Here is an 18,776-nt window from a genome sequence, read left to right on the forward strand (position 1 = left end):
GGCGCTGAACGGCTTCTTCGTGGCCGCCGAGTTCGCCCTGGTGGCCAGCAAGCGCTACCGCCTGGAGCAGGCGGCGGCCGGGGGGGGGGGGGGGGGCGGGGGGGGGGGGGCGGCGGCCCCCGGGTCCGGGGTGCCTCGGCGGCGACGTGCCGGGTCCGGCGGCGCGCCGGACCCGGTTGCCGCCGCGGCGACTCAGGGGGCGGTGGGGAAGCCGTACCGGGCGGCGTGCTCCGGGTCGGCGGGGTCTACCTGGCGGATCCCGGCGTCGGCGAGGCGCTTGTTGACCTCGTCGAGCTGTTCGCGCACCAGCCGGGCCTCCTCCTCGGTGACCCGGCCCCGGTGCGGCTTGCCGGCGTGCTCGATCGTGCCGTAGTCGACCTTCTCGGCGCTCTTGCGGGCCTTCGGCGGGCGGACCCGCTCGGCGGTCCGCAGCAGCTGCGCCATCGGGACGTCGGTCGCCATGGCGTCGAACTCGCTCGCCGTCAGCACCACCCGCCGGGGCTCGTCGCCGCCGTGCCGGTCGTGGATCTCGACCACCGCGACGTCGAGCGCGGCGTCGTCGATGCTCTCCACCTCGACCGGGGTGGCGTCCAGTTGCACGGGCCCGGCCACCAGGTCAGGGTGTTCCAGGACGACGACGCGGACCACCTCGTCGTGGGGCTGGATGACCGTGCCGGTGAAGTCGGAGACGTGGATCGTCTTCTTGCCCATGCGCGGTGCTTCTCCTGTCGTGGGTCGGGGTTGCGGACCACAAGAAATTACCCGACAGGTGTGCGAAAGCCGCCGCTGGACCGCCCCGGGTGTGTCGTCGCCCCCGGCGGGGCGGCGCGGGTCAACGCGGGTTGAGGTTGCGGCGGGTGGACGTGCCGGCCGGCAGCTTGTTCAGCTCTCCCCAGGAGAGCGCCTCGGTCCGGCTGGCGCCGCGGTTGCCCCGGTACGGCACCTGCGCGGGGAACCGTTCGGCGGCCCCGGGCGCGCGCCAGAGCCGCTCGGTCTCCTGTTGGTACCGGTCATTCGGCTGATTCGGCATGACCATTACCGCCCCAAAGAAAGTTGTACATGTATGGAAATGAATATGACGCTCGATCGATGTCTCAGGTTCCCGCGACCGCGCCGGATCTCGGGGCGGCGTCCATCGACGACGTCCTGCACCTGTACCCGCCCGCCGTGCGCTTGAACCGACGTCGGTGCGCCTGAGGCGCGAAGCCCGGCAACGAGGCCGGCGGGCCCGTTGATCGGAACGGTGCGCCGGGCGGCAACCGTCCGGCGTACGGTGATCGGCGGGCGGGCCGGGGCGCGAACCGCGCGGCCGAGCGCGGCGAGCGACCCCGGCGGCGTCCGCGTGGGCGGCTGCCGTGGGTCGACCGCGGGGGAAGGTGACTCGATGCTCGACCGGCGGCTCCACCTGCACCTGACGACCTGGCTGGGCCAGTGGCCGGCGGGCCCGGCGCTGCACGTGGTCGGGTCGCACCGGCGGGCCCGGCCGGCCTGGGACGGTCGGCTTCGGCCGGCGATCGCGGTCGCGGCCGGGGCGAGCACCGTGCTCTCCGTACCGCCGGACCGGGTGGACGCGGTCCGCGAGCTGGCCTGCCGGCGGGCCGGGCGGTTCCTGCCCGAGCTGCCCGCGACGGTCGGCCAGCCCGGCTGGGCGGTCCACGACGACGTGTTCCGGTGGAGCGTGGCCCCGGCCCCGCTGCCCGACGTGGGGGATTGGGTGTCCCCGGCCTCGCCGGGGTTGCCGTCCTGGCTCCGGCTCTTCGACCGGCCCGTGCTGGTGGTGCGCGACGAGCGTGGCCGGTACCTGTCCGGGGTGGGGGTGAAGCGGCACGACGCGTACGGCCACGAGCTGGCGGTGGGGACGGTGCCGGCGGCGCGGGGGCGGGGGTTGGCCCGGCGGCTGGTCGCGCAGGCGGCCCGCCGGGTGCTCGACGAGGGGGCCGTCCCGACCTACCTGCACGACCGCGCCAACGGGGCCTCCGCGCGGGTCGCCGAGGCGGCCGGCTTCCCCGACCGGGGTTGGCGGTCGTTCGGGGTGTACCCGCCCTGAGCGTGCGGTGAGGGCGGGGCGCGGACCGTGGATCCCGGGCCGGATCCACGGCCCGCAGCCTCCCCCAGGTCCCCGTGCCCGCGACGGGCGTTGCGGGGCCGGTCGCCGTGCGTGCCGATTACGCTACGTATTTTTGGGCTGTTCGGCAAGGTGTAGGCGGGCGGTTGGAACTGTCCAGAAGTGGACTTGACCTGGGGCGGAGCGTGTCGAGGCGGCGCGGCGGGTCAGTGACGCAGCGTGCGAATGAGGTCGAGCACCTGCCGGGTGACCGGGCGCAGCACCCGTAACCGGGACAGCCCCACCAGCCGGTCGACCAACGGCACCGCGCCGTCGATGAGCCGCCGGGTCTTGGTCTGCTGCGGGGACCGGTCGTGGACCCAGTAGAGGACCACCCCCATGTACGCGAGCCACAACAGCTCGGGCAGGTGGGGGCGCAGCTCGGCGTCCACCCTCGCGGTCGAGCCGTCGAGGACCTCGGCGAAGAGGTCGACGGCCGCCCGCCTGGGCGCGGACGACTCGGCGGAGAACGGGCTGAGCGGGGACGTCGGCTCCGCCGCCGTCTTGAAGAAGCTCGCCGCGAAGTCGTGCGAGGGGGTGAGCACGTCGATGCCGGCGTGCAGCACCCCGGCGAGCCGGGCGGCGAACTCGGACTCCCGGTCGAGCACCGGCTGCGCCGCCGCCCGGTGCTGGAGCTGGGCGCGGGCGTAGAACTCCTGGATCAGGTGGTCCTTGGAGCCGAAGTAGTAGTAGGCGTTGCCCACCGCCACCCCGGCCTCCTGGGCGATGGCGCGCATGGTGGTCCGGGCGTAACCCCGCTCCTGGAACAGCCGCATCGCCGTGTCCAGGATGAGCTGCCGCGTCTGCTCGCCCCGGGCGGTGGGCGGCTCACCCGCAGCGGTCGTCGGCGCAGTCTGCTCGGTCATCGGGGTCACCGTATCCCGCCGGGCCGTCGACCGGCTCCGCCCACGGGTCGCGGACGCGTTCGCGCACCGACGAGGCGGCGGCGACGAACCGGCGGGCGAGCGGCAGCAGGTGCGGGCGCGCCAGCCGCTCAGCGGCGCCCCGGTGGTCGGCCAGCGCCCACAGGCAGGCGAACCAGGCGCCGTCGCCCGCGTACACCTCGCCGGTGTCCGCGACCACGGTGAGGTCGCGCAGCGTCGCGTCGTGGTCCAGTTCGGGGAAGCGCCGCCGGGCCTCGGCGGAGCCGGCCGGCACGAACTCCAGGGGTACGAGCTGGGCGCGGGACGCCAGCCAGCGGTGGGCGGCGCGGCAGAGCGGGCAGTGCGCGTCGTAGAGGACGGTGAACCGCCGGACGCCACCGCCCCCGTGCGCGGTGGCGTCCGGGGCCCCGCCCGTTCCGTCGCCGGTCGGGACGGTCATCGGGCCGGCGGCGTGCCGGGGCCGGCCTCCGGCCCGGGGCTGGTCGGGCCGGCGGGCTGGTGGGTGCCGGTGGGCTGCTGCGTGCCGACGGGCTGGCGTGGGCCGACGGGCTGCGGGTTACCGGGATGGGGGCCGGTCGCGGCGGCCGGGTGGGGCCTGGGGGGTGCGGGCTGCATCGGCAGCCGGCCGACCGGGGCGAGCGGCGGATGGGTGGCGAGCTGGCGCAGCCGGCCCCGGCGGTACCGGCCGAGCGCGAAGACGTTGAAGAAGTGCAACGCGCCCAGCACCAGCAGCACCAGGCCGATCTTGAGGGAGAGCTCCTCCATGGCCTGGGCGGTGGACCCGACCGGGTCGGGGTGCTTCATCGCCACCGTGACGTAGCCGAGGTTGAGCAGGTAGAAGCCGACCACGAGCAGGCTGTTCACCGCCCGGGCCAGCCGCTCGTCGGCGAACACCTCCTCGAGGAAGACCAGCCCGTTGCGGGAGAGCGCCCGGGCCACCCACACGGTCAGGCCGATGCTGACCGCCAGGTAGACCAGGTACATCCAGACCTTGGTGTCCATCGCCGACGCCCTTCTTGAACGTGTTCAAGTTCGTTGCCATGAGCGTAGGACAGTCTTTGAACACGTTCAAGAGTGGGCGGCCCGGCTTCGGCGTGGCCCGGCCGGCGCGGGGTCTCCGGCGCGGGCACGCCGGCACCGATGTGCCGCTCGGCGAGATTCGAGGGCGACACCCCGAGCCCGCGCTGGCAAGCCGCCGGCCGGGCCCAGGGTGCCGCCGCCCGCGTCAGCCGGCCAGGCCGAGCACCTCGGCCGCCGCCCGGCCGTTGGCGTGGCTCGCGCCGTACGTGGTGACGAACGCCCGTACGCCCGCCGGCCGCCACTGGGCCGGCCAGCCCATCTCGACCACGGTCACCGGGTGCGCGGCGGCCAGCGCGGCGATCAGCTCGGGGCCGCCCGGCAGGCGGTGCAGGTGGCGACCGACCAGCACGATCGGCCGCTCCCCGGCGAGCCGGCGCAGGGCCGCCGGCTCGGTCTCGGCGGCGACCACGCGCAGCTCCTCCACGCCGTCGAGGTGCGGGCCGAGGCCCCACGGCACCCGTCCCTCTGCGATGGTCGAGGCGGCGTGCAGCTGCACGACCAGCGGGCGGTCGAGGCTGGACAGCGCCCCCTCCACCCGGACGGCCCGCCGTGCCGCGGCGTACCCGAGTTCGGTGGACGCGGCCGTGGTCGCGCCGGTGGCCCGGGTCCACGCGGCGAGCGTCGCGACGCGGCCGGCCGCCTCCTCGACCCGGGCCCGGTCCAGCCGGCCGTCGGCGAGCGCGTCGACGATCTCCGTGACCACCCGTTCGACCAGCTCGGCGTCGACCTTGGCGCCGATGCAGAGCAGGTCGGCCCCCGCGGCGAGGGCCCGTACGGCGGCGGGGCCCACCCCGCCGGCGGCCACGGCGGCGCCCTTCATCTCCAGCGCGTCGGTGATGACGGTGCCGGTGAAGCCGTACTCGCCGCGCAGCAGGTCGACCAGGACCGCCCGGCTGAACGTGGCGGGGCCGTCGCCGGTCAGCGCCGGCACCCGGATGTGTGCGGTCATCACGGCCTGCGCGCCGGCCGCCACGACCGCGGCGAAGGGCGGCAGGTCGCGCTCGCGGAGCACGTCGAGTGGTACGTCCACGGTGGGCAGTTCGTAGTGGGAGTCGGCGACCGTCGCGCCGTGCCCCGGGAAGTGCTTGGCGCAGGCGGCCACCCCGGCGGCCTGGAGGCCGGCGACCGCCGCGGCGGAGTGCGCGGCGACCCGCACCGGGTCGGCGCCGAACGAGCGGGTGCCGATGACCGGGTTCTCGTCGGCGGTGTTGACGTCCACGGTCGGCGCGAGGTCGACGGTGATGCCGAGGCCCGCCAGCTCCGCGCCGATGGCCTCGTAGACCCGGCGGGTCAGCGCCACGTCGTCGATCGCGCCGAGCGCGGCGTTGCCCGGGTACGGGCTGCCGGTGGCGTGCGCCAGCCGGGTGACGTCACCGCCCTCCTCGTCGATCGCGATCAGCACGTCCGGCCGGCCCGCGCGCAGGGCGGCGGTGCTCGCCGCCAGTTGCCCCGGGTCGTGGACGTTGGTGCCGAACAGGGTGTGCCCGGCGAGCCCCTCGGCCACCAGGTCGACCGCCCAGTCCGGCGGGATCGGCCCCGGGTACGCGGCGAGCAGCGTGCCGAGCGCGAGCCGGCGCAGTCCTGGATCGAGCCCCACGTGATCTTCCCCTTTCGGTGCCCGAGGGCACGGATGTCGTACCGGCGGCGGTCGGCGACGTACCGGGTCGGCCGAGCGCCCCGGTCCCGGGCGGCCGATACGCTACGGCTACCCGTTTGCAGGTCCGTTTACAGTTAGCAAGGTTTAACAAAACTAGAGGACGTGGCATGAGTTCGACCCGGCTGCCCGGCACCCCCCGCCTGTTGCGGGCGCTCAACGACCGCGCCGCGCTGGAGCTGCTGCTGGAGCAGGGGCCGCTGACCCGGGCCCGGCTCGGCGAGCTGACCGGGTTGTCCAAGGTCACCGCCTCCCAGCTGGTCGAGCGGCTGGAGGAGCGGGGGCTGGTCACCCGGGTCGGCGAGCAGGCCGGCGGGCGGGGACCGAACGCCCAGCTCTACGCCGTGCGGCCGGGCAGCGCGCACGTGGTCGGCGTGGACGTCGGCGCCGACCGGGTCGTCGCCGCCTGCGCGGACATCACCGGCGCCGTGATCGGCCGCGTCGAGCAGTCGACCCGGGACACCGACGACCCGGTCGGGGTCGTGCACAACGCGGTGGTCCAGGCCGCGAGCAGCGCCGGGGCGCAGCTGTCGAGCGTACGGCGGATCGTGCTGGGCACCCCCGGCCTGGTCGACCCGGGCACCGGCGACATCACCTTCGCCTTCAACCTGCCGCGCTGGCACAGCGGTCTGCTCGCCGCGCTCCGGGAGGACCTGCACACCCCGGTGGTCTTCGAGAACGACGTCAACCTGGCGGCGGTCGCCGAGGCGCAGTCGGGCGCCGCGCGGGGGCTGACGGACTTCGTCCTGGTCTGGGTCGGCGCGGGCGTCGGCCTCGCGATCGTGCTGGGCGGCCGGCTGCACCACGGCAGCAGCGGCGCCGCGGGCGAGATCGGTTACCTGCCGGTGCCCGGGGCGCCCATCCCGCGCGACGTCTCCCGTCGGGCGAAGCCCGCGTTCCAGCAGCTGATCGGCGCGGAGGCGGTCCGCGAGCTGGCCCGGGCGCATGGCTACCCGGACGACAGCGGCGCCTCCGCAGTGCGGGCCGCGGTCGCCGACGGCACGGCCGGCGGCCCGATGCTCGACGAGGTGGCCCGCCGGCTGGCGCTCGGCGTGGCGAGCACCTGCGTGGTGCTGGACCCGCCGCTGGTGGTGCTCGCCGGTGAGGTCGGCCAGGCCGGCGGGGCGGCGCTGGCGGAGCGGGTGCAGCACGAGGTCGCGGCGATCACCCTGGTCCGGCCCCGGGTGGTGCCCACCGGCCTGACCGAGGAGCCGATCCTGCGCGGCGCGCTGCGCACGGCCCTGGACGCGGTCCGCGACGAGGTCTTCGGCTCGACGGTCGGCTGACCGGCGCCGGCGCGCCGGGTCGGCCGACAGCCGGCCCAAGACCAAGACGGACACCGATCGCGCCGTCGTGCCGGCCGGCCCGGGCGGAGTCGGCCGGTGCCCGTCCGGCGTCGCCCGGACCTGCTCGGCGGGCCTCGCCCAAAGGTGCTCGGCGGGCCTCGCCCAAAGGTGCTCGGCGGGCGTCGCCCGAAGGTGCTCGGCGGGCGTCGCCCGAAGGTGCTCGGCGGGCGTCGCCCGAAGGTGCTCGGCGGGCGCTGGCGGCCCGGAGCGACGGGGTTGGCCGCGCGTCATGTGAAGGAATATTTCATCATCGGCCCCGGTGCTGCAAGGTCTTGCCGCGCCGGGGCCGGATGACACCGCAGGTCACATCAGGTCACATCAGATCGCGTCGGCGGAACACGGCGAACGCCGCCGCGGTCAGCGCCCCCGTCAGCCCGAGCAGCAGGATGAGCGACGGCTGCCAGGTCAGCGACCAGTAGCCGGTGCAGGACTGGGTGAGCCCGTCCGGGCACGCCCGCAGGTCCCAGAACTCGACCTTGCCGTTCAGCCAGGCGGCCACGTAGCTGGAGAGTACGTACCGGTCCACCTGGGCGACGTCCAGGATCTCCATCACCAGCCGGGCCCCCAGCTCCCACACCACGAGGTAGCCGGCGATCGCGCCGAGCGCCGCGGACGTGTGTCGGCCCAGGGTGGCGATGGCGAACCCCATCGCGGTGACCAGCAGCACCAGCAGCATCCCGCGCCCCCACGTCGCGCCCAGCGACCGCCAGAACTCCCCGTCGAGCCGCCCGGGCCGGCCGGCGAGCTGGGCGATCAGCCAGAACGCCCCGAGGTACGCCACCGAGGCGACCAGCGACAGCAGCGCCGTCGCGCCGAGCAGCGTGCCCAGCTTGGCACCGAGCACCGTCAGCCGCCGGGGCCGCCAGAGCAGCAGGTTGACCACCCCGCCGGAGTTCAGGTCGGCGCCGATGTAGGAGGCGCCGACCAGGAAGCCGAAGAGCACCAGGAAGGCGACGAGGAAGTAGAGCAGCGGCCGGGCCTCCTCGGCGAAGGTGAACACCCCCGTCAGGAAGTCGGCGGCCACCGGGGCCCGCTCCATCTGGCCCGGGTCGACCTCGCTGCAGTCGTCCGGGATGTACTCGTGCACCTCGTCCACCCGGATGACGCCGCGCTGCCGGTCCAGGCAGAGCTGGTGGGTGCGCTCCAGCTCGCTGCGCGCCGCGGCGGCCTGCTGCTCGGCGTCGAGGATCTCCTGGGCGGTGGGCCGGTGGGAACCGGCGAGGGTGGTCGCCGCGGTGACGCCGAACGCGAGCACCAGCAGGACGACCATGAGCTGCACGAAGCGCCGGGCACCCAGGCGCTCCAGCTCGGCACGGACCAGGTTCACGCGTCCACTCCGCTCGCGTCGAGGTCGATCACCGGTTCCCGGGGCCCGTGGTCGGGCAGCACCGAGTCGTCCACCTGACGGGGGATCGTCGGGTGCGCCGCCGTGCCGGTCAGTTCGAGGAAGACGCTCTCCAGGTCGGGCCGCAGCGGGGTCAGCTCACGCACCCACAGGCCCGCCTCGCCCAGCGTGCGGCTGACCGTGACGGCGTCGTCCACGTCGCCCACCACCAGGTGGTCGTCGTGCCCGGTCACCGCCAGCCCCGCCGCCGTCAGCAGCTCGGCGGCCCGCTCCGGGTCGTCCACCCGCACCAGCAGCTCGTGCCGGTCGAACCCGGCCAGCACCTCGTCGACCCGCCCGGCGGCCACCCGCCGGCCCCGCGAGATGATCGTCACGTGGTCGCAGATCAGCTGGATCTCGGCCAGGATGTGGCTGGAGACCAGCACGGTCACGCCGGCCTCGGCCAGCGAGCGCATCAGGTCCCGCATCTCCCGGATGCCGGCCGGGTCCAGCCCGTTCGCCGGCTCGTCGAGGATCAGCAGCTCCGGGTCCTTGAGCAGGGCCGAGGCCACCGCCAGGCGCTGCTTCATGCCCAGCGAGTAGCCCTTGACCCGCTCGTCGCCCCGGTCCCGCAGGCCCACCTGCTCCAGCACCTCGTCGACCCGGGCGACCGGCACGCCGCCGGCCCGGGCGAGCAGGCGCAGGGTGCGGTGCCCGGTGAAGTTGCCGAAGAACTGGGGGCTCTCCACGATCGCCCCGACCCGCCCGGCCACCTGGGGCAGTTGCTCCGGTGAGGTCCGCCCCAGCACCGTCATCCGGCCGGCGTCGGCGCGGACCAGCCCGAGCAGGGCGCGCAGCGTGGTGGTCTTGCCCGACCCGTTGGGGCCGAGGAAGCCGTGGATCTGGCCGGACTCCACCAGCAGGTCGAAACCGTCGACCGCCACCCGGCGCCCCTGCCGCAGGCTGCGGAAGGTCTTGCGCAGACCCTCGATCTCGATGACCGCGCTCACCGGCGCGGCTCCGTGTTCCGACCGGGCATGGACCGTCCTTCGAGTGTGGTGACCAACGACACGGCGCCTCACCCTACGACCGGGGCGCCGCCCGTGGGGGGCGCCGCGGCGCTGCGTGGTTGGATGGTCGGGTGACTGGTGACCTGATCCCCGGCGCCGGCGGCGCCGCAGCCGCGCCCGCGCCCGTGGACGCGGATCTGGTGGTCAGCCTCGACGGCGTCGGCGTACGCCGGTCCGGCACGGCGCTGCTGCACGACCTGGACTGGCGGGTCGAGCTGGACGAGCGCTGGGTGGTGCTCGGCCCGAACGGCGCCGGGAAGACGACACTGCTCAACCTCGCCGCCGGGCGGCTGCACCCGACCACCGGCACCGCCCACGTGCTCGGCGAGCGCATCGGCCGCACCGACGTCAACGAGCTGCGCACCCGCATCGGGCTCTCCACCGCCGCGCTCGCCGAGCGGGTGCCCGCCGACGAGCGGGTCAGCGACGTGGTCGTGACGGCCGCCTGGTCGGTGCTGGGGCGCTGGCGGGAGAGCTACGACAGCGGCGACGAGGCCCGTGCCCGCGCGCTGCTGAGCCAGCTCGGCATCGGCGGCCTCGCCGACCGCGCCTACGGCACGCTGTCCGAGGGGGAGCGCAAGCGGGTGCAGATCGCCCGCGCGCTGATGACGGACCCGGAGCTGCTGCTGCTCGACGAGCCCGCGGCCGGGCTCGACCTGGGCGGGCGGGAGGACCTGGTGGCCAGGCTGGCCGAGCTGGCGTACGACCCGGACGCCCCGGCGCTGGTGCTGGTGACCCACCACGTTGAGGAGATCCCGCCCGGCTTCACCCACGCGCTCCTGCTGCGCGACGGCCAGGTGGTGGCCCAGGGGCTGCTCGGTGACACCCTCACCGGGGACAACCTCTCCAAGACCTTCGGGCTGCCGCTGGTGGTCGAGCGCTCCGGCGACCGGTACACCGCGCGCGCCGCCTGAGGCGCCAGATGGAGGTCGGCGTGCGGCAGACCAGGGTCGTCGTGGTGGGCAGCGCCAACATGGACCTGGTGGGCACCGCCCCCGCCCTGCCCCGGCCGGGGGAGACACTGCTCGGCACCGGCTTCGTCATGGTGCCCGGCGGCAAGGGCGCCAACCAGGCCATCGCCGCGGCCCGCGCCGGCGCCTCCTGCGCCTTCCTCGGGGCGATCGGCTCCGACGCGTTCGGCGTCACCCTGCGGGCCCGGATCGCCGCCGCCGGCGTCGACACCGACCAGCTCCGCACGACGTACGGCACGTCGGGGGTGGCGCTGGTGATGGTCAACGCCGAGGGCGAGAACGCCATCCTCGTCACCCCCGGCGCGAACGCCTCGATGACCCACCTCACCGAGCCCGAGCTGGCGGCCGTACGCTCCGCGGACGTGCTGCTCGCCCAGCTGGAGATCCCGGTCGGCACGGTGACCCGGGCGGCGGTCGCGGCCCGGGCGGCCGGCAGTCGGGTGGTGCTCAACGCCGCGCCGGCCGTGCCGGTGCCCCCGGAGTTGCTCGCGGCGACGGATCTGCTGGTGGTCAACGAGACCGAGGCGCAGGCGCTGACCGGGCGCGGTAGGGACGACCCGTCGGCCCTGCTCGACCTGGTGCCCCGGGCGGTGCTCACGCTCGGCGCGCAGGGCGCCTGGTACGGCGACCGGGACGGCACCGCCGTGCACGTGCCGGCGGTCAAGGTCGACGTGGTGGACTCCACGGCGACCGGGGACGCCTTCACCGCCGCGCTCGCGGTCGCCTGGGGCGAGGGCCGGGACCTCGTCGACGCGGTGCGTTGGGCGGCGGCGGCCGGGGCGGCCTGCGCCCGCCGGCTCGGCGCCTCCTCGGCCCTGCCCAGCCGGGCCGAGATCGAGGAGCTCTACACGCCGGCCTGATCCGGCCCGGGCGGATCGGCGCCGACCGGGTCCCGGTGAACGGGGCCGTGCCCGCCCCACGTCAGACCGGGCCGCTCACCGCCGCTCACGCCTCCGCGTCGTCGCTGAGCTTCTCGCCCCGGCGGCGGAGCATGCCCAACCCGGGGATGCCGGCGACGGCGAGCTTCAGGTCGCGGGTGACGTCGAGCAGGTCGTGCAGGTCCGGGCCGACCCGGTCCAGGGTGGCCAGGATCGGCAGGATGTCCGCCGTCAGGTGCTGCTTGAGTTTGGGCAGCTCGTCGACGAGCCGGATCGCGGCGGTCACCTCCTCGTGGCTGAGCTGCTCGACGAAGCGGTTCGCCATGGGCGCCGCCCGGCGCAACGCCGGCTCGTACGCCGTCAGCAGCTCGGCGGCGGTGGCCGCCGCCTCCGCCGCGGTACCCACGGCGCCGGCCGCCCGACCGGCCACCGACTCGGCCTGCCCGACCACCACGGACGCGGCGGTGGCCACCTCGGTCGCCGTCCCGATGGCGGCGGTCGCGGCGGCGCTGATCGCGGGCACCTGCCGCACCGCGGCGTCGGCGTCGGCGAGCACCTGGTCGGTCCGGTCGAGGGTCTGCTCGACCCGGTCCACCATGCCGTCGACCCGGCCCGCCGTGGCGTCGACCCGGTCCACCATGTCGTCGACCCGCTCCACCACGCCGTCGATCCGGTCCACCACCCCGTTGATCCGGGCCAGCAGCGCCTCCACGGAGTCCAGCACGGCGAACGCGCGGGCCGGCACGGCGGCGAACGAGGCCGCCGAGCCGAGAGCCTGGTCGAGGGCGGAGCGGGTCAGACCGACGACCGCGGCGGGCCGGGGGAGGGAAATCACCATGGCACCAAGTGTGCGTTGCCCGCGCCCGAACCGCCGGGCGGCGCAACGCGGGCCCGGGCAGCGCCTCGGGTCAGGCCTCCGTGTGCTGCTCGACCGCGCGCTGGACCGCCCGGTAGATCTGCCCGAACCGCAGCGCGTCCGGCGTGCGCAGCAGCAGCACCTCGCGGCCGTGGTGCTGCACCCAGAGTTCGTGCACCTTGCTGCCCCGCTCGTAGGAGCGGTCGAGCCAGCCGAGCGGGATCTCCAGGAACGGGGTCAGGGCCAGCGCACCGACCACGCACGCGGCGAGGATGACCAGTGCCAGCTGCCACTCGCCCCGGTCCTGCGCCGACCAGGCCAGCGCGAGCACGCAGACCACCGCGACCAGCGGGGGCAGCGAGAGGAGCAGGACCAGGACGCCGCGGCCCAGCACCCGGCCGCGTACCGCCAGCGTCTTCGGCCCCTGCGCGTGCCAGACGTACGTCACGTCGGCGATCGCGACGGCGTGGCCTCCGGCCCGGATCGACTCCGACGTCACCTGCACCGCGTCGTCCCGGTAATAGAGGGTCATCACTAAGCCTAACCGCTGCGCCGCGTCCACGACCGGCCGAGGTGGACGGCGGTCGATGCCGCGCGAATCCATTGGGTAGCGTCGGAGCGCATGAGCGGGCACGGGCACATGACCGAAGAGGAACGCCGGAACGAGGAGAACCGCAACGTCGCGGCGGTCCGCCGCTACCTGCGGGCGTTCGTCACCAAGGACCTGTCCGAGGTGCGCGCGGTGGTCGCCGAGGACGTGCAGATCTACGGTTCCGGCCAGCAGGTGCGGGGGCGGCACTTCGTCGAGCAGGCCGTCGCGTCGCCCGGGCTGACCGTGCTCGACCAGCGGACGCACGCACTCTTCGCCGCCGGCGACCGCGTCGTGGTCTCGCTGGCGCAGACCTACCGGCGCGACGCCACCGGCGCGACCGCGGTGCAGAGTTCCTGCAAGATGTACCGGCTGGCGGAGGGACGGATCGTGCAGTTCTGGGGCGAGCAGGACCTCTACGGGCTGCTGCGCGGCCTCGGCATGCTGCCGGACGAGCCGATCGAGTTCTAGCGGCGGTGGGGCGTCGCCGGCTGGCCGGCCTCCACCGCCCGCTGTACCGCCCGGTAGATCTGCCCGAAGCGCAGGGCGTCGCCGGTGCACAGCAGCCGCACCGGCTGGCCGCGCCAGCGGGCCCAGATCTCCAGTTGCCGACTGCCCCGCGCGTACGAGCGGTCCAGGTGCTCGAAGAGGAAGTCGGCGACCGGACCGACCGCGAGCCCGACGAGCACCGAGGCCCCGACGATGGCGACGGTGACGGTGAGGGAGCGGTCCAGCGTGAGCGCCAGCGCGATGCCGAGCGCGGCGGCCACCAGGGGGCCGGCCAGCGCCGCGCCGATCGCGCCCCGGCCGGCGAGCACCCGCCAGGACCGGCTGCCGCGCCGGTGCCAGACCATGCTGATGTCGGCCAGCTGAAACGTGCGGCCGTCCACGCGGACGGCGGCGGACGTGATCTGGACCGACCTGTCGTCGTAATAAGTGATCATGGTGGTACTCCCGGTGGCGGGCCTGACACCACACTACTTTCCCCGACGGCCCGCGCCGTAAGGTTGGCTCGCGACTTCGACGAGGAAGTGAGGGCCAGCGTGGGCGAGTTCGTGCGGCTGGAGACCAAGGACGGCATCGGCACCATCCGGCTGGAGCGGCCGCCGATGAACGCGCTGAACACCCAGGTGCAGGAGGAGTTGCGCGCCGCGGCCGCGGCGGCCACCGCGGACCCGGGTGTCCGCGCCGTCATCGTGTACGGCGGCGAGAAGGTCTTCGCCGCCGGCGCGGACATCAAGGAGATGGCCGACATGTCCTACGTGGACATGGCGGAGCGGGCGGCCGACCTGTCCAGCGCGCTCGGTGCGATCGCCCGGATCCCGAAGCCGGTCGTCGCCGCGATCACCGGTTACGCCCTGGGCGGCGGCTGCGAGCTGGCGCTGGCGTGCGACTGGCGGGTCGTCGCCGAGGACGCGAAGCTCGGCCAGCCGGAGATCAAGCTCGGCATCATTCCCGGCGCGGGCGGCACCCAGCGGCTGGCCCGCCTGGTCGGCCCGGCCCGCGCCAAGGACCTGATCATGTCGGGCCGGATGGTGGACGCCCAGGAGGCGCTGCGGATCGGGCTGGCCGACCGGGTGGCCCCGGCCGCCGAGGTCTACGACACCGCGGTCGAGCTGGTGCGTCCGTACCTCACCGGCCCGGTGCAGGCCCTGCGCGCCGCGAAGCTCGCGGTGGACGGCGGCCTCGACATGGACCTCAACTCCGGCCTGGCGTGGGAGAGCCAGCTCTTCGCGGCGCTCTTCGCCACCGACGACCGGCGCGAGGGCATGGCGGCGTTCGTGGCCAAGCGCAAGCCGGACTTCACCGGCCGCTGACCGGCGTGGGGCCGGCGGGGCGCCCGCCGGCCCAGTGGCTCGCCGGCGCGTGAGGCGTCCACCACCGACGTGGACGCCTCACGCGTCGAGCCGAGGATGGTTCACATTCCGCCTACCGGTGAGTAGCGTGTGACTCCGGTCATGCGGACGAAGGGACAGCGGCGATGACGGAGCGGATCGAAGGTCACGGCGGGGAGCTCGCGCTCGCGGCGCTGCGCGCGTACGGGGTGCGGGAGATGTTCACCCTCTCCGGCGGGCACGTCTTCCCGCTCTACGACGCCGCGCACAAGACCGGCTTCCCGCTCTACGACGTCCGGCACGAGCAGTCGGCGGTCTTCGCCGCCGAGGCGGTGGCGAAGCTCCAGCGCCGCCCCGGCCTCGCCGTGCTCACCGCCGGCCCCGGCGTCACCAACGGCATCTCGGGGCTGACCAGCGCCTACTTCAACGCCTCGCCGGTGCTGGTGCTCGGTGGTCGGGCCCCGCAGTTCCGCTGGGGCTCGGGCAGCCTCCAGGAGATGGACCACCTGCCGCTGGTCGCCCCGGTCACCAAGCACGCCGAGACGGTGTTCAGCCCCGACGACATCCCGCGCGCGGTGACCGCGGCGCTGACCACCGCGCTCACCCCGCACCGGGGCCCGGTCTTCCTCGACCTCCCCCTGGAGGCGGTCTTCTCGGTCGCCGACGCCGAACTTCCCGCCCTGCCGGGCATCGCGCCGATCGAGCCCGACCCGGACGAGGTGGCGAAGGCGGCCACCCTGATCGCCGCCGCGAGCCGCCCGGTGATCATCGCCGGCTCCGACGTCTACGCCGGGGACGCGGTCGACGCCCTGCGGGCCGCCGCCGAGGCGCTCCAGGTGCCGGTCTTCACCAACGGGATGGGCCGGGGCGCGCTGCCGCCCGAGCACCCCCTCGCCTTCGCCAAGGCCCGCCGGGTGGCGCTCAAGGGCGCCGACGTGGTCGTGGTGATCGGTACCCCGCTGGACTTCCGGCTCAGCTTCGGCGACTTCGGCGACGCGAAGGTGGTGCACGTCGTCGACGCGCCCAGCCAGCGGGCCGGGCACGTCCAGCCGGCCGCCGCCCCCGCCGGCGACCTCCGGCTGGTCCTCACCGCCTTCGCCGACCACCCCGGCGACCGGGCCGACCACGCCGACTGGATCGCCGAGCTGCGCACCGCCGAGGACGCCGCGAAGGCCCGCGACGCCGCGGAGATGGCCGCCGAGACCGACCCGATCCGGCCCGCCCGGGTCTACGGCGAGCTGCGCCGGATCCTGGCCCGCGACGCCATCACGATCGGCGACGGCGGCGACTTCGTCTCGTACGCCGGCCGCTACCTGGAGCCCGCCCAGCCCGGCACCTGGCTCGACCCGGGCCCGTACGGCTGCCTCGGCACCGGCATGGGCTACGCGATGGGGGCCCGGGTCAGCCACCCGGATCGGCAGATCTGCGTGCTGATGGGCGACGGCGCGGCCGGCTTCTCGCTGATGGACGTGGAGTCCCTCGCCCGGCAGAAGCTGCCCGTGGTGATCGTGGTCGGCAACAACGGCATCTGGGGCCTCGAGAAGCACCCCATGCGCGCCATGTACGGCTACGACGTCGCCGCCGACCTCCAGCCGGAGCTGCGCTACGACCAGGTGGTGAGCGCCCTCGGTGGCGCGGGCGAGACGGTGTCGAAGGCCGCCGACCTCGGGCCGGCACTGCAACGCGCCTTCGAGGCCGGCGTGCCGTACCTGGTGAACGTGCTCACCGACCCGGCCGACGCGTACCCCCGCTCGTCGAACCTGGCCTGAACCACCGCCCGCCGCCGTCGCCGCGCCCCGGCGACGGCGGCGGGCGCGTTTCACCACCAGCAAAATCGGCGGTACGTCAGCGCCTGTCGCCGTAACGTCAGCCTGGGATCGGCGGAATGTCAGGGATGCCGGTCATGGCGGTTCGACCAGCGAGAACGACAGGAGTTGCGATGGATCACGCGATCCGCGCGGAGGGGCTGGTGCGCCGGTTCGGCGACACCACCGCCCTCGCCGGTGTTGACCTGGCCGTCCCCACCGGCACGGTCTTCGGCCTGCTCGGTCCCAACGGGGCCGGCAAGACCACCACGGTCCGGGTGCTCGCCACCCTGCTGCGCGCCGACGAGGGGCGCGCCACGGTCGGCGGCTTCGACGTGGTGCGCGACGCCCACCGGGTGCGCCAGCTCATCGGCCTGACCGGCCAGTACGCCTCGGTCGACGAGACGCTCACCGGGGCGGAGAACCTGCTGCTCATCGGCCGGCTGCTCGGCTCCTCCCGGGCCGATGCCAGGGCCCGCGCCCGGCAGTTGCTCGCCGACTTCCACCTCAGCGACGCCGCCGACCGGCCGGCCAAGACCTACTCGGGGGGCATGCGCCGCCGGCTCGACCTCGCCGCCAGTCTGGTCGGCCGGCCGCAGGTGCTCTTCCTCGACGAGCCGACCACCGGCCTCGACCCGCGCAGCCGCAACGAGCTGTGGGACATCGTGCGCGGCCTGGTCTCCGACGGGGTGACGGTGCTGCTCACCACCCAGTACCTGGAGGAGGCCGACCAGCTCGCCGGCGAGATCGCCGTCGTCGACCACGGCCGGGTGATCGCGCAGGGCACGCCCGAGGAACTGAAGGCCAGGACCGGCGGCCAGGTGCTCGCCGTCCGGCCCGCGGACGCCGCCGACCTGCCGACCGTGGTGGCCATCGCCGGCGAGGCGGTCCACGCCACCCCGGAGGTGGCCCAGAGCACCGTCACCGTGCCGGTGAACGACCCGGCCGTGCTGCCCACCGTGGTGGGCCGCCTCGACGCCGCCGGCATCGTGGTCGCCGAGCTGGCCCTGCGCGGCTCCAGCCTGGACGAGGTGTTCCTCCAGCTGACCGGGCACCGCGCCGACGCCGACGCCCCTTCCGGGGCCGACCTGGAGAGGACCCCGGCATGACCGCCGCCACCCTGACCGCACCGGTCGCGCCGGGGCGCCGGCTCGGCCCCGCCGCCGGGCTGCGCCACACCTTGACCCTGGCCTGGCGCAGCCTGGTGCAGATCAAGCACAACCCGATGGAGTTGCTCGACCTGAGCATCCAGCCCGTGATGTTCGTGCTGCTGTTCACGTACGTCTTCGGCGGGGCGATCTCCGGCTCGCCGGGGGACTACCTGACCTTCGCGCTGCCGGGCATCATCGTGCAGAACGCCTTCTTCGCCACCATGACCACCGGGTTCGGGCTGAACAATGACCTCACCAAGGGCGTGTTCGACCGGCTCCGTTCGCTGCCCATCGCCCGCTGGGCGCCGCTGGCCGGGCGGATCCTCGCCGACACGGTCAAGCAGGCGTGGTCGGTGTCGCTGCTCGTCGGCGTCGGCGTGATCCTCGGCTTCCGCCTGGGCAACGGCCTGCCCGGCCTGCTCGGGGCGTTCGCCCTGCTGCTCGCGTTCTCGCTGGCCGCGTCGTGGATCTCGGTGCTGGTCGGCGTGCTGGTCAACGAGCCGGAGAAGGTGCAGATCTTCGGCTTCATGGTGATCTTCCCGCTGACCTTCACCAGCAACGCGTTCGTGCCGACCGAGACGATGCCCGGCTGGCTCCAGAGCTGGGTCGAGGTCAACCCGGTCACCATCCTGGCCGACGCGCTGCGCGGCCTGCTGGTCGGCGGGCCGGTGGCCGTGCCGGTGGTGCAGTCGCTGCTCTGGGCGGCCGTCCTCGCGGCGATCTTCGCCCCGCTCGCCGTGCGCGGGCTCCGGCGCCGGGTGTGACCCGCAGCCGGCCGCCGGCTACACCTCGGGGCGGTCCTCTTCGCGCGGCGGCTCGCCCTCGCGTCGGCGCAGGTCGTCCTCGCGTCGGCGCAGGTCCTCCTCCCAGCGGGTGAACAGCTCCTGGTCCTCCCGCCGGGAGCGCTCGCCGAGCGAGCGGAGGAACTCGGGGTCGTCGTCCGGGGCGACCGGGCGGGGCCGCTCGCGGGCCGGCAGGATCCGGCCCGGCGACGGCGCGCCGCCGGGCCGGCCCGGGGTGCGCTCGCGCCCGGCGGCGAACCAGGCGAGGGAGCCGAGCAGCGGGAAGAACAGGATGATCAGCACCCAGGCGATCCGGGGGAGGGCCTTGATCTCGCCCTCCTCCGCGGAGAGGCAGCTGATCAGCGCGCAGACCGCGAGGACGATCTGCACCACGAAGAGGAGGACGTACAGCCGGGCCATGCGTCAATGATGGCGCACCCGGTCCCG

21 protein-coding genes are annotated in these 18,776 nt (G+C 74.7%); 9 read left to right on the forward strand and 12 right to left on the reverse strand.

Going from position 1 to position 18,776, the window contains the following annotated elements; all coding sequences use genetic code 11:
• Nucleotides 1–192: 192 nt before the first annotated feature.
• Nucleotides 193–711: a hypothetical protein gene (locus ABT006_RS09485; protein WP_350704645.1), complete on the reverse strand. Its 519-nt coding sequence runs from the start codon at nucleotides 709–711 to the stop codon at nucleotides 193–195.
• A gap of 121 nt (nucleotides 712–832) precedes the next feature.
• The gene (locus ABT006_RS09490) at nucleotides 833–1,030 is read right to left on the reverse strand and encodes a DNA repair protein (protein WP_350704647.1); all 198 of its coding nucleotides are present in this window, start codon (nucleotides 1,028–1,030) and stop codon (nucleotides 833–835) included.
• Nucleotides 1,031–1,384: 354 nt separating this feature from the next.
• Between ABT006_RS09490 and ABT006_RS09495 the strand changes: the two genes are divergently transcribed.
• Nucleotides 1,385–2,047 carry a GNAT family N-acetyltransferase gene (locus tag ABT006_RS09495; protein ID WP_350704649.1) on the forward strand — a complete coding sequence of 221 codons (663 nt, stop codon included), beginning with the start codon at nucleotides 1,385–1,387 and terminating at the stop codon, nucleotides 2,045–2,047.
• A 224-nt stretch (nucleotides 2,048–2,271) separates the two neighbouring features.
• Here ABT006_RS09495 and ABT006_RS09500 read toward each other — a convergent pair whose 3' ends face one another.
• The 4 genes from ABT006_RS09500 to ABT006_RS09515 all read right to left on the reverse strand — a co-directional run bounded on the left by ABT006_RS09500 (nucleotide 2,272) and on the right by ABT006_RS09515 (nucleotide 5,665).
• The gene (locus ABT006_RS09500) at nucleotides 2,272–2,970 is read right to left on the reverse strand and encodes a TetR family transcriptional regulator (protein WP_350704651.1); all 699 of its coding nucleotides are present in this window, start codon (nucleotides 2,968–2,970) and stop codon (nucleotides 2,272–2,274) included.
• Nucleotides 2,933–3,427 carry a thiol-disulfide oxidoreductase DCC family protein gene (locus tag ABT006_RS09505; protein ID WP_350704653.1) on the reverse strand — a complete coding sequence of 165 codons (495 nt, stop codon included), beginning with the start codon at nucleotides 3,425–3,427 and terminating at the stop codon, nucleotides 2,933–2,935. The genes ABT006_RS09500 and ABT006_RS09505 overlap by 38 nt, the downstream gene beginning before the upstream one ends.
• On the reverse strand, nucleotides 3,424–3,990 hold the full coding sequence (locus ABT006_RS09510) for a hypothetical protein (protein ID WP_350704655.1): 567 nt from the start codon (nucleotides 3,988–3,990) through the stop codon (nucleotides 3,424–3,426). Before ABT006_RS09510 ends, ABT006_RS09505 begins: the two co-directional genes overlap by 4 nt.
• Nucleotides 3,991–4,213: 223 nt before the next feature.
• Nucleotides 4,214–5,665 (reverse strand): glycoside hydrolase family 3 N-terminal domain-containing protein, encoded by a 1,452-nt coding sequence (locus ABT006_RS09515; protein ID WP_350704656.1) that lies wholly within the window; start codon nucleotides 5,663–5,665, stop codon nucleotides 4,214–4,216.
• Between the two features lie 167 nt (nucleotides 5,666–5,832).
• Here ABT006_RS09515 and ABT006_RS09520 point away from each other — a divergent pair, with 167 nt between their 5' ends.
• Nucleotides 5,833–7,008, forward strand: coding sequence for an ROK family transcriptional regulator (locus ABT006_RS09520; protein WP_350704658.1), 1,176 nt, complete (start codon nucleotides 5,833–5,835; stop codon nucleotides 7,006–7,008).
• Nucleotides 7,009–7,381: 373 nt separating this feature from the next.
• On the opposite strand, the gene ABT006_RS09525 is transcribed toward ABT006_RS09520, so the two are convergent.
• Together ABT006_RS09525 and ABT006_RS09530 are read right to left on the reverse strand one after the other, a co-directional pair.
• On the reverse strand, nucleotides 7,382–8,395 hold the full coding sequence (locus ABT006_RS09525) for a DUF2705 family protein (RefSeq protein ID WP_350704660.1): 1,014 nt from the start codon (nucleotides 8,393–8,395) through the stop codon (nucleotides 7,382–7,384).
• Nucleotides 8,392–9,402, reverse strand: coding sequence for an ABC transporter ATP-binding protein (locus ABT006_RS09530; protein ID WP_350704662.1), 1,011 nt, complete (start codon nucleotides 9,400–9,402; stop codon nucleotides 8,392–8,394). The genes ABT006_RS09525 and ABT006_RS09530 overlap by 4 nt, the downstream gene beginning before the upstream one ends.
• 131 nt (nucleotides 9,403–9,533) lie before the next feature.
• Between ABT006_RS09530 and ABT006_RS09535 the strand changes: the two genes are divergently transcribed.
• Both ABT006_RS09535 and ABT006_RS09540 read left to right on the forward strand, forming a co-directional pair.
• Nucleotides 9,534–10,376: an ABC transporter ATP-binding protein gene (locus ABT006_RS09535; RefSeq protein WP_350704664.1), complete on the forward strand. Its 843-nt coding sequence runs from the start codon at nucleotides 9,534–9,536 to the stop codon at nucleotides 10,374–10,376.
• 20 nt (nucleotides 10,377–10,396) lie between these two features.
• Nucleotides 10,397–11,293 carry a ribokinase gene (locus ABT006_RS09540; RefSeq protein WP_350704666.1) on the forward strand — a complete coding sequence of 299 codons (897 nt, stop codon included), beginning with the start codon at nucleotides 10,397–10,399 and terminating at the stop codon, nucleotides 11,291–11,293.
• A gap of 85 nt (nucleotides 11,294–11,378) precedes the next feature.
• Here the strand turns inward: ABT006_RS09540 and ABT006_RS09545 are convergent, their stop codons facing one another.
• Together ABT006_RS09545 and ABT006_RS09550 are read right to left on the reverse strand one after the other, a co-directional pair.
• Nucleotides 11,379–12,149 carry a hypothetical protein gene (locus ABT006_RS09545; protein ID WP_350704668.1) on the reverse strand — a complete coding sequence of 257 codons (771 nt, stop codon included), beginning with the start codon at nucleotides 12,147–12,149 and terminating at the stop codon, nucleotides 11,379–11,381.
• Between the two features lie 70 nt (nucleotides 12,150–12,219).
• Nucleotides 12,220–12,699: a DUF6232 family protein gene (locus ABT006_RS09550; protein WP_350704670.1), complete on the reverse strand. Its 480-nt coding sequence runs from the start codon at nucleotides 12,697–12,699 to the stop codon at nucleotides 12,220–12,222.
• Nucleotides 12,700–12,789: 90 nt separating this feature from the next.
• Between ABT006_RS09550 and ABT006_RS09555 the strand changes: the two genes are divergently transcribed.
• Nucleotides 12,790–13,227, forward strand: coding sequence for a nuclear transport factor 2 family protein (locus ABT006_RS09555; protein ID WP_350704672.1), 438 nt, complete (start codon nucleotides 12,790–12,792; stop codon nucleotides 13,225–13,227).
• Here the strand turns inward: ABT006_RS09555 and ABT006_RS09560 are convergent.
• A complete protein-coding gene (locus ABT006_RS09560; protein WP_350704674.1) occupies nucleotides 13,224–13,700 on the reverse strand; it encodes a DUF6232 family protein in 477 nt (158 codons plus the stop codon). The genes ABT006_RS09555 and ABT006_RS09560 overlap by 4 nt on opposite strands.
• A gap of 99 nt (nucleotides 13,701–13,799) precedes the next feature.
• Between ABT006_RS09560 and ABT006_RS09565 the strand changes: the two genes are divergently transcribed.
• From ABT006_RS09565 to ABT006_RS09580, 4 genes are all read left to right on the forward strand, one after another.
• Entirely contained in the window at nucleotides 13,800–14,573 is a 774-nt protein-coding gene (locus ABT006_RS09565) for an enoyl-CoA hydratase-related protein (protein ID WP_350704676.1), read from the forward strand.
• 164 nt (nucleotides 14,574–14,737) lie between these two features.
• Nucleotides 14,738–16,360, forward strand: coding sequence for an acetolactate synthase (locus ABT006_RS09570; RefSeq protein ID WP_350704677.1), 1,623 nt, complete (start codon nucleotides 14,738–14,740; stop codon nucleotides 16,358–16,360).
• A 170-nt stretch (nucleotides 16,361–16,530) separates the two neighbouring features.
• Complete coding sequence (locus ABT006_RS09575; RefSeq protein ID WP_350704679.1) at nucleotides 16,531–17,505, forward strand: ATP-binding cassette domain-containing protein; 975 nt, start codon at nucleotides 16,531–16,533, stop codon at nucleotides 17,503–17,505.
• The gene (locus ABT006_RS09580) at nucleotides 17,502–18,311 is read left to right on the forward strand and encodes an ABC transporter permease (RefSeq protein WP_350704681.1); all 810 of its coding nucleotides are present in this window, start codon (nucleotides 17,502–17,504) and stop codon (nucleotides 18,309–18,311) included. The genes ABT006_RS09575 and ABT006_RS09580 overlap by 4 nt, the downstream gene beginning before the upstream one ends.
• Nucleotides 18,312–18,329: 18 nt before the next feature.
• Here ABT006_RS09580 and ABT006_RS09585 read toward each other — a convergent pair whose 3' ends face one another.
• Nucleotides 18,330–18,749 (reverse strand): PLD nuclease N-terminal domain-containing protein, encoded by a 420-nt coding sequence (locus ABT006_RS09585; RefSeq protein WP_350704683.1) that lies wholly within the window; start codon nucleotides 18,747–18,749, stop codon nucleotides 18,330–18,332.
• Nucleotides 18,750–18,776 lie beyond the last annotated feature (27 nt).

Origin of the sequence: Micromonospora sp. NPDC002717, from assembly GCF_040295705.1 — a bacterium.
Taxonomy (GTDB): Bacteria; Actinomycetota; Actinomycetes; order Mycobacteriales; family Micromonosporaceae; genus Micromonospora.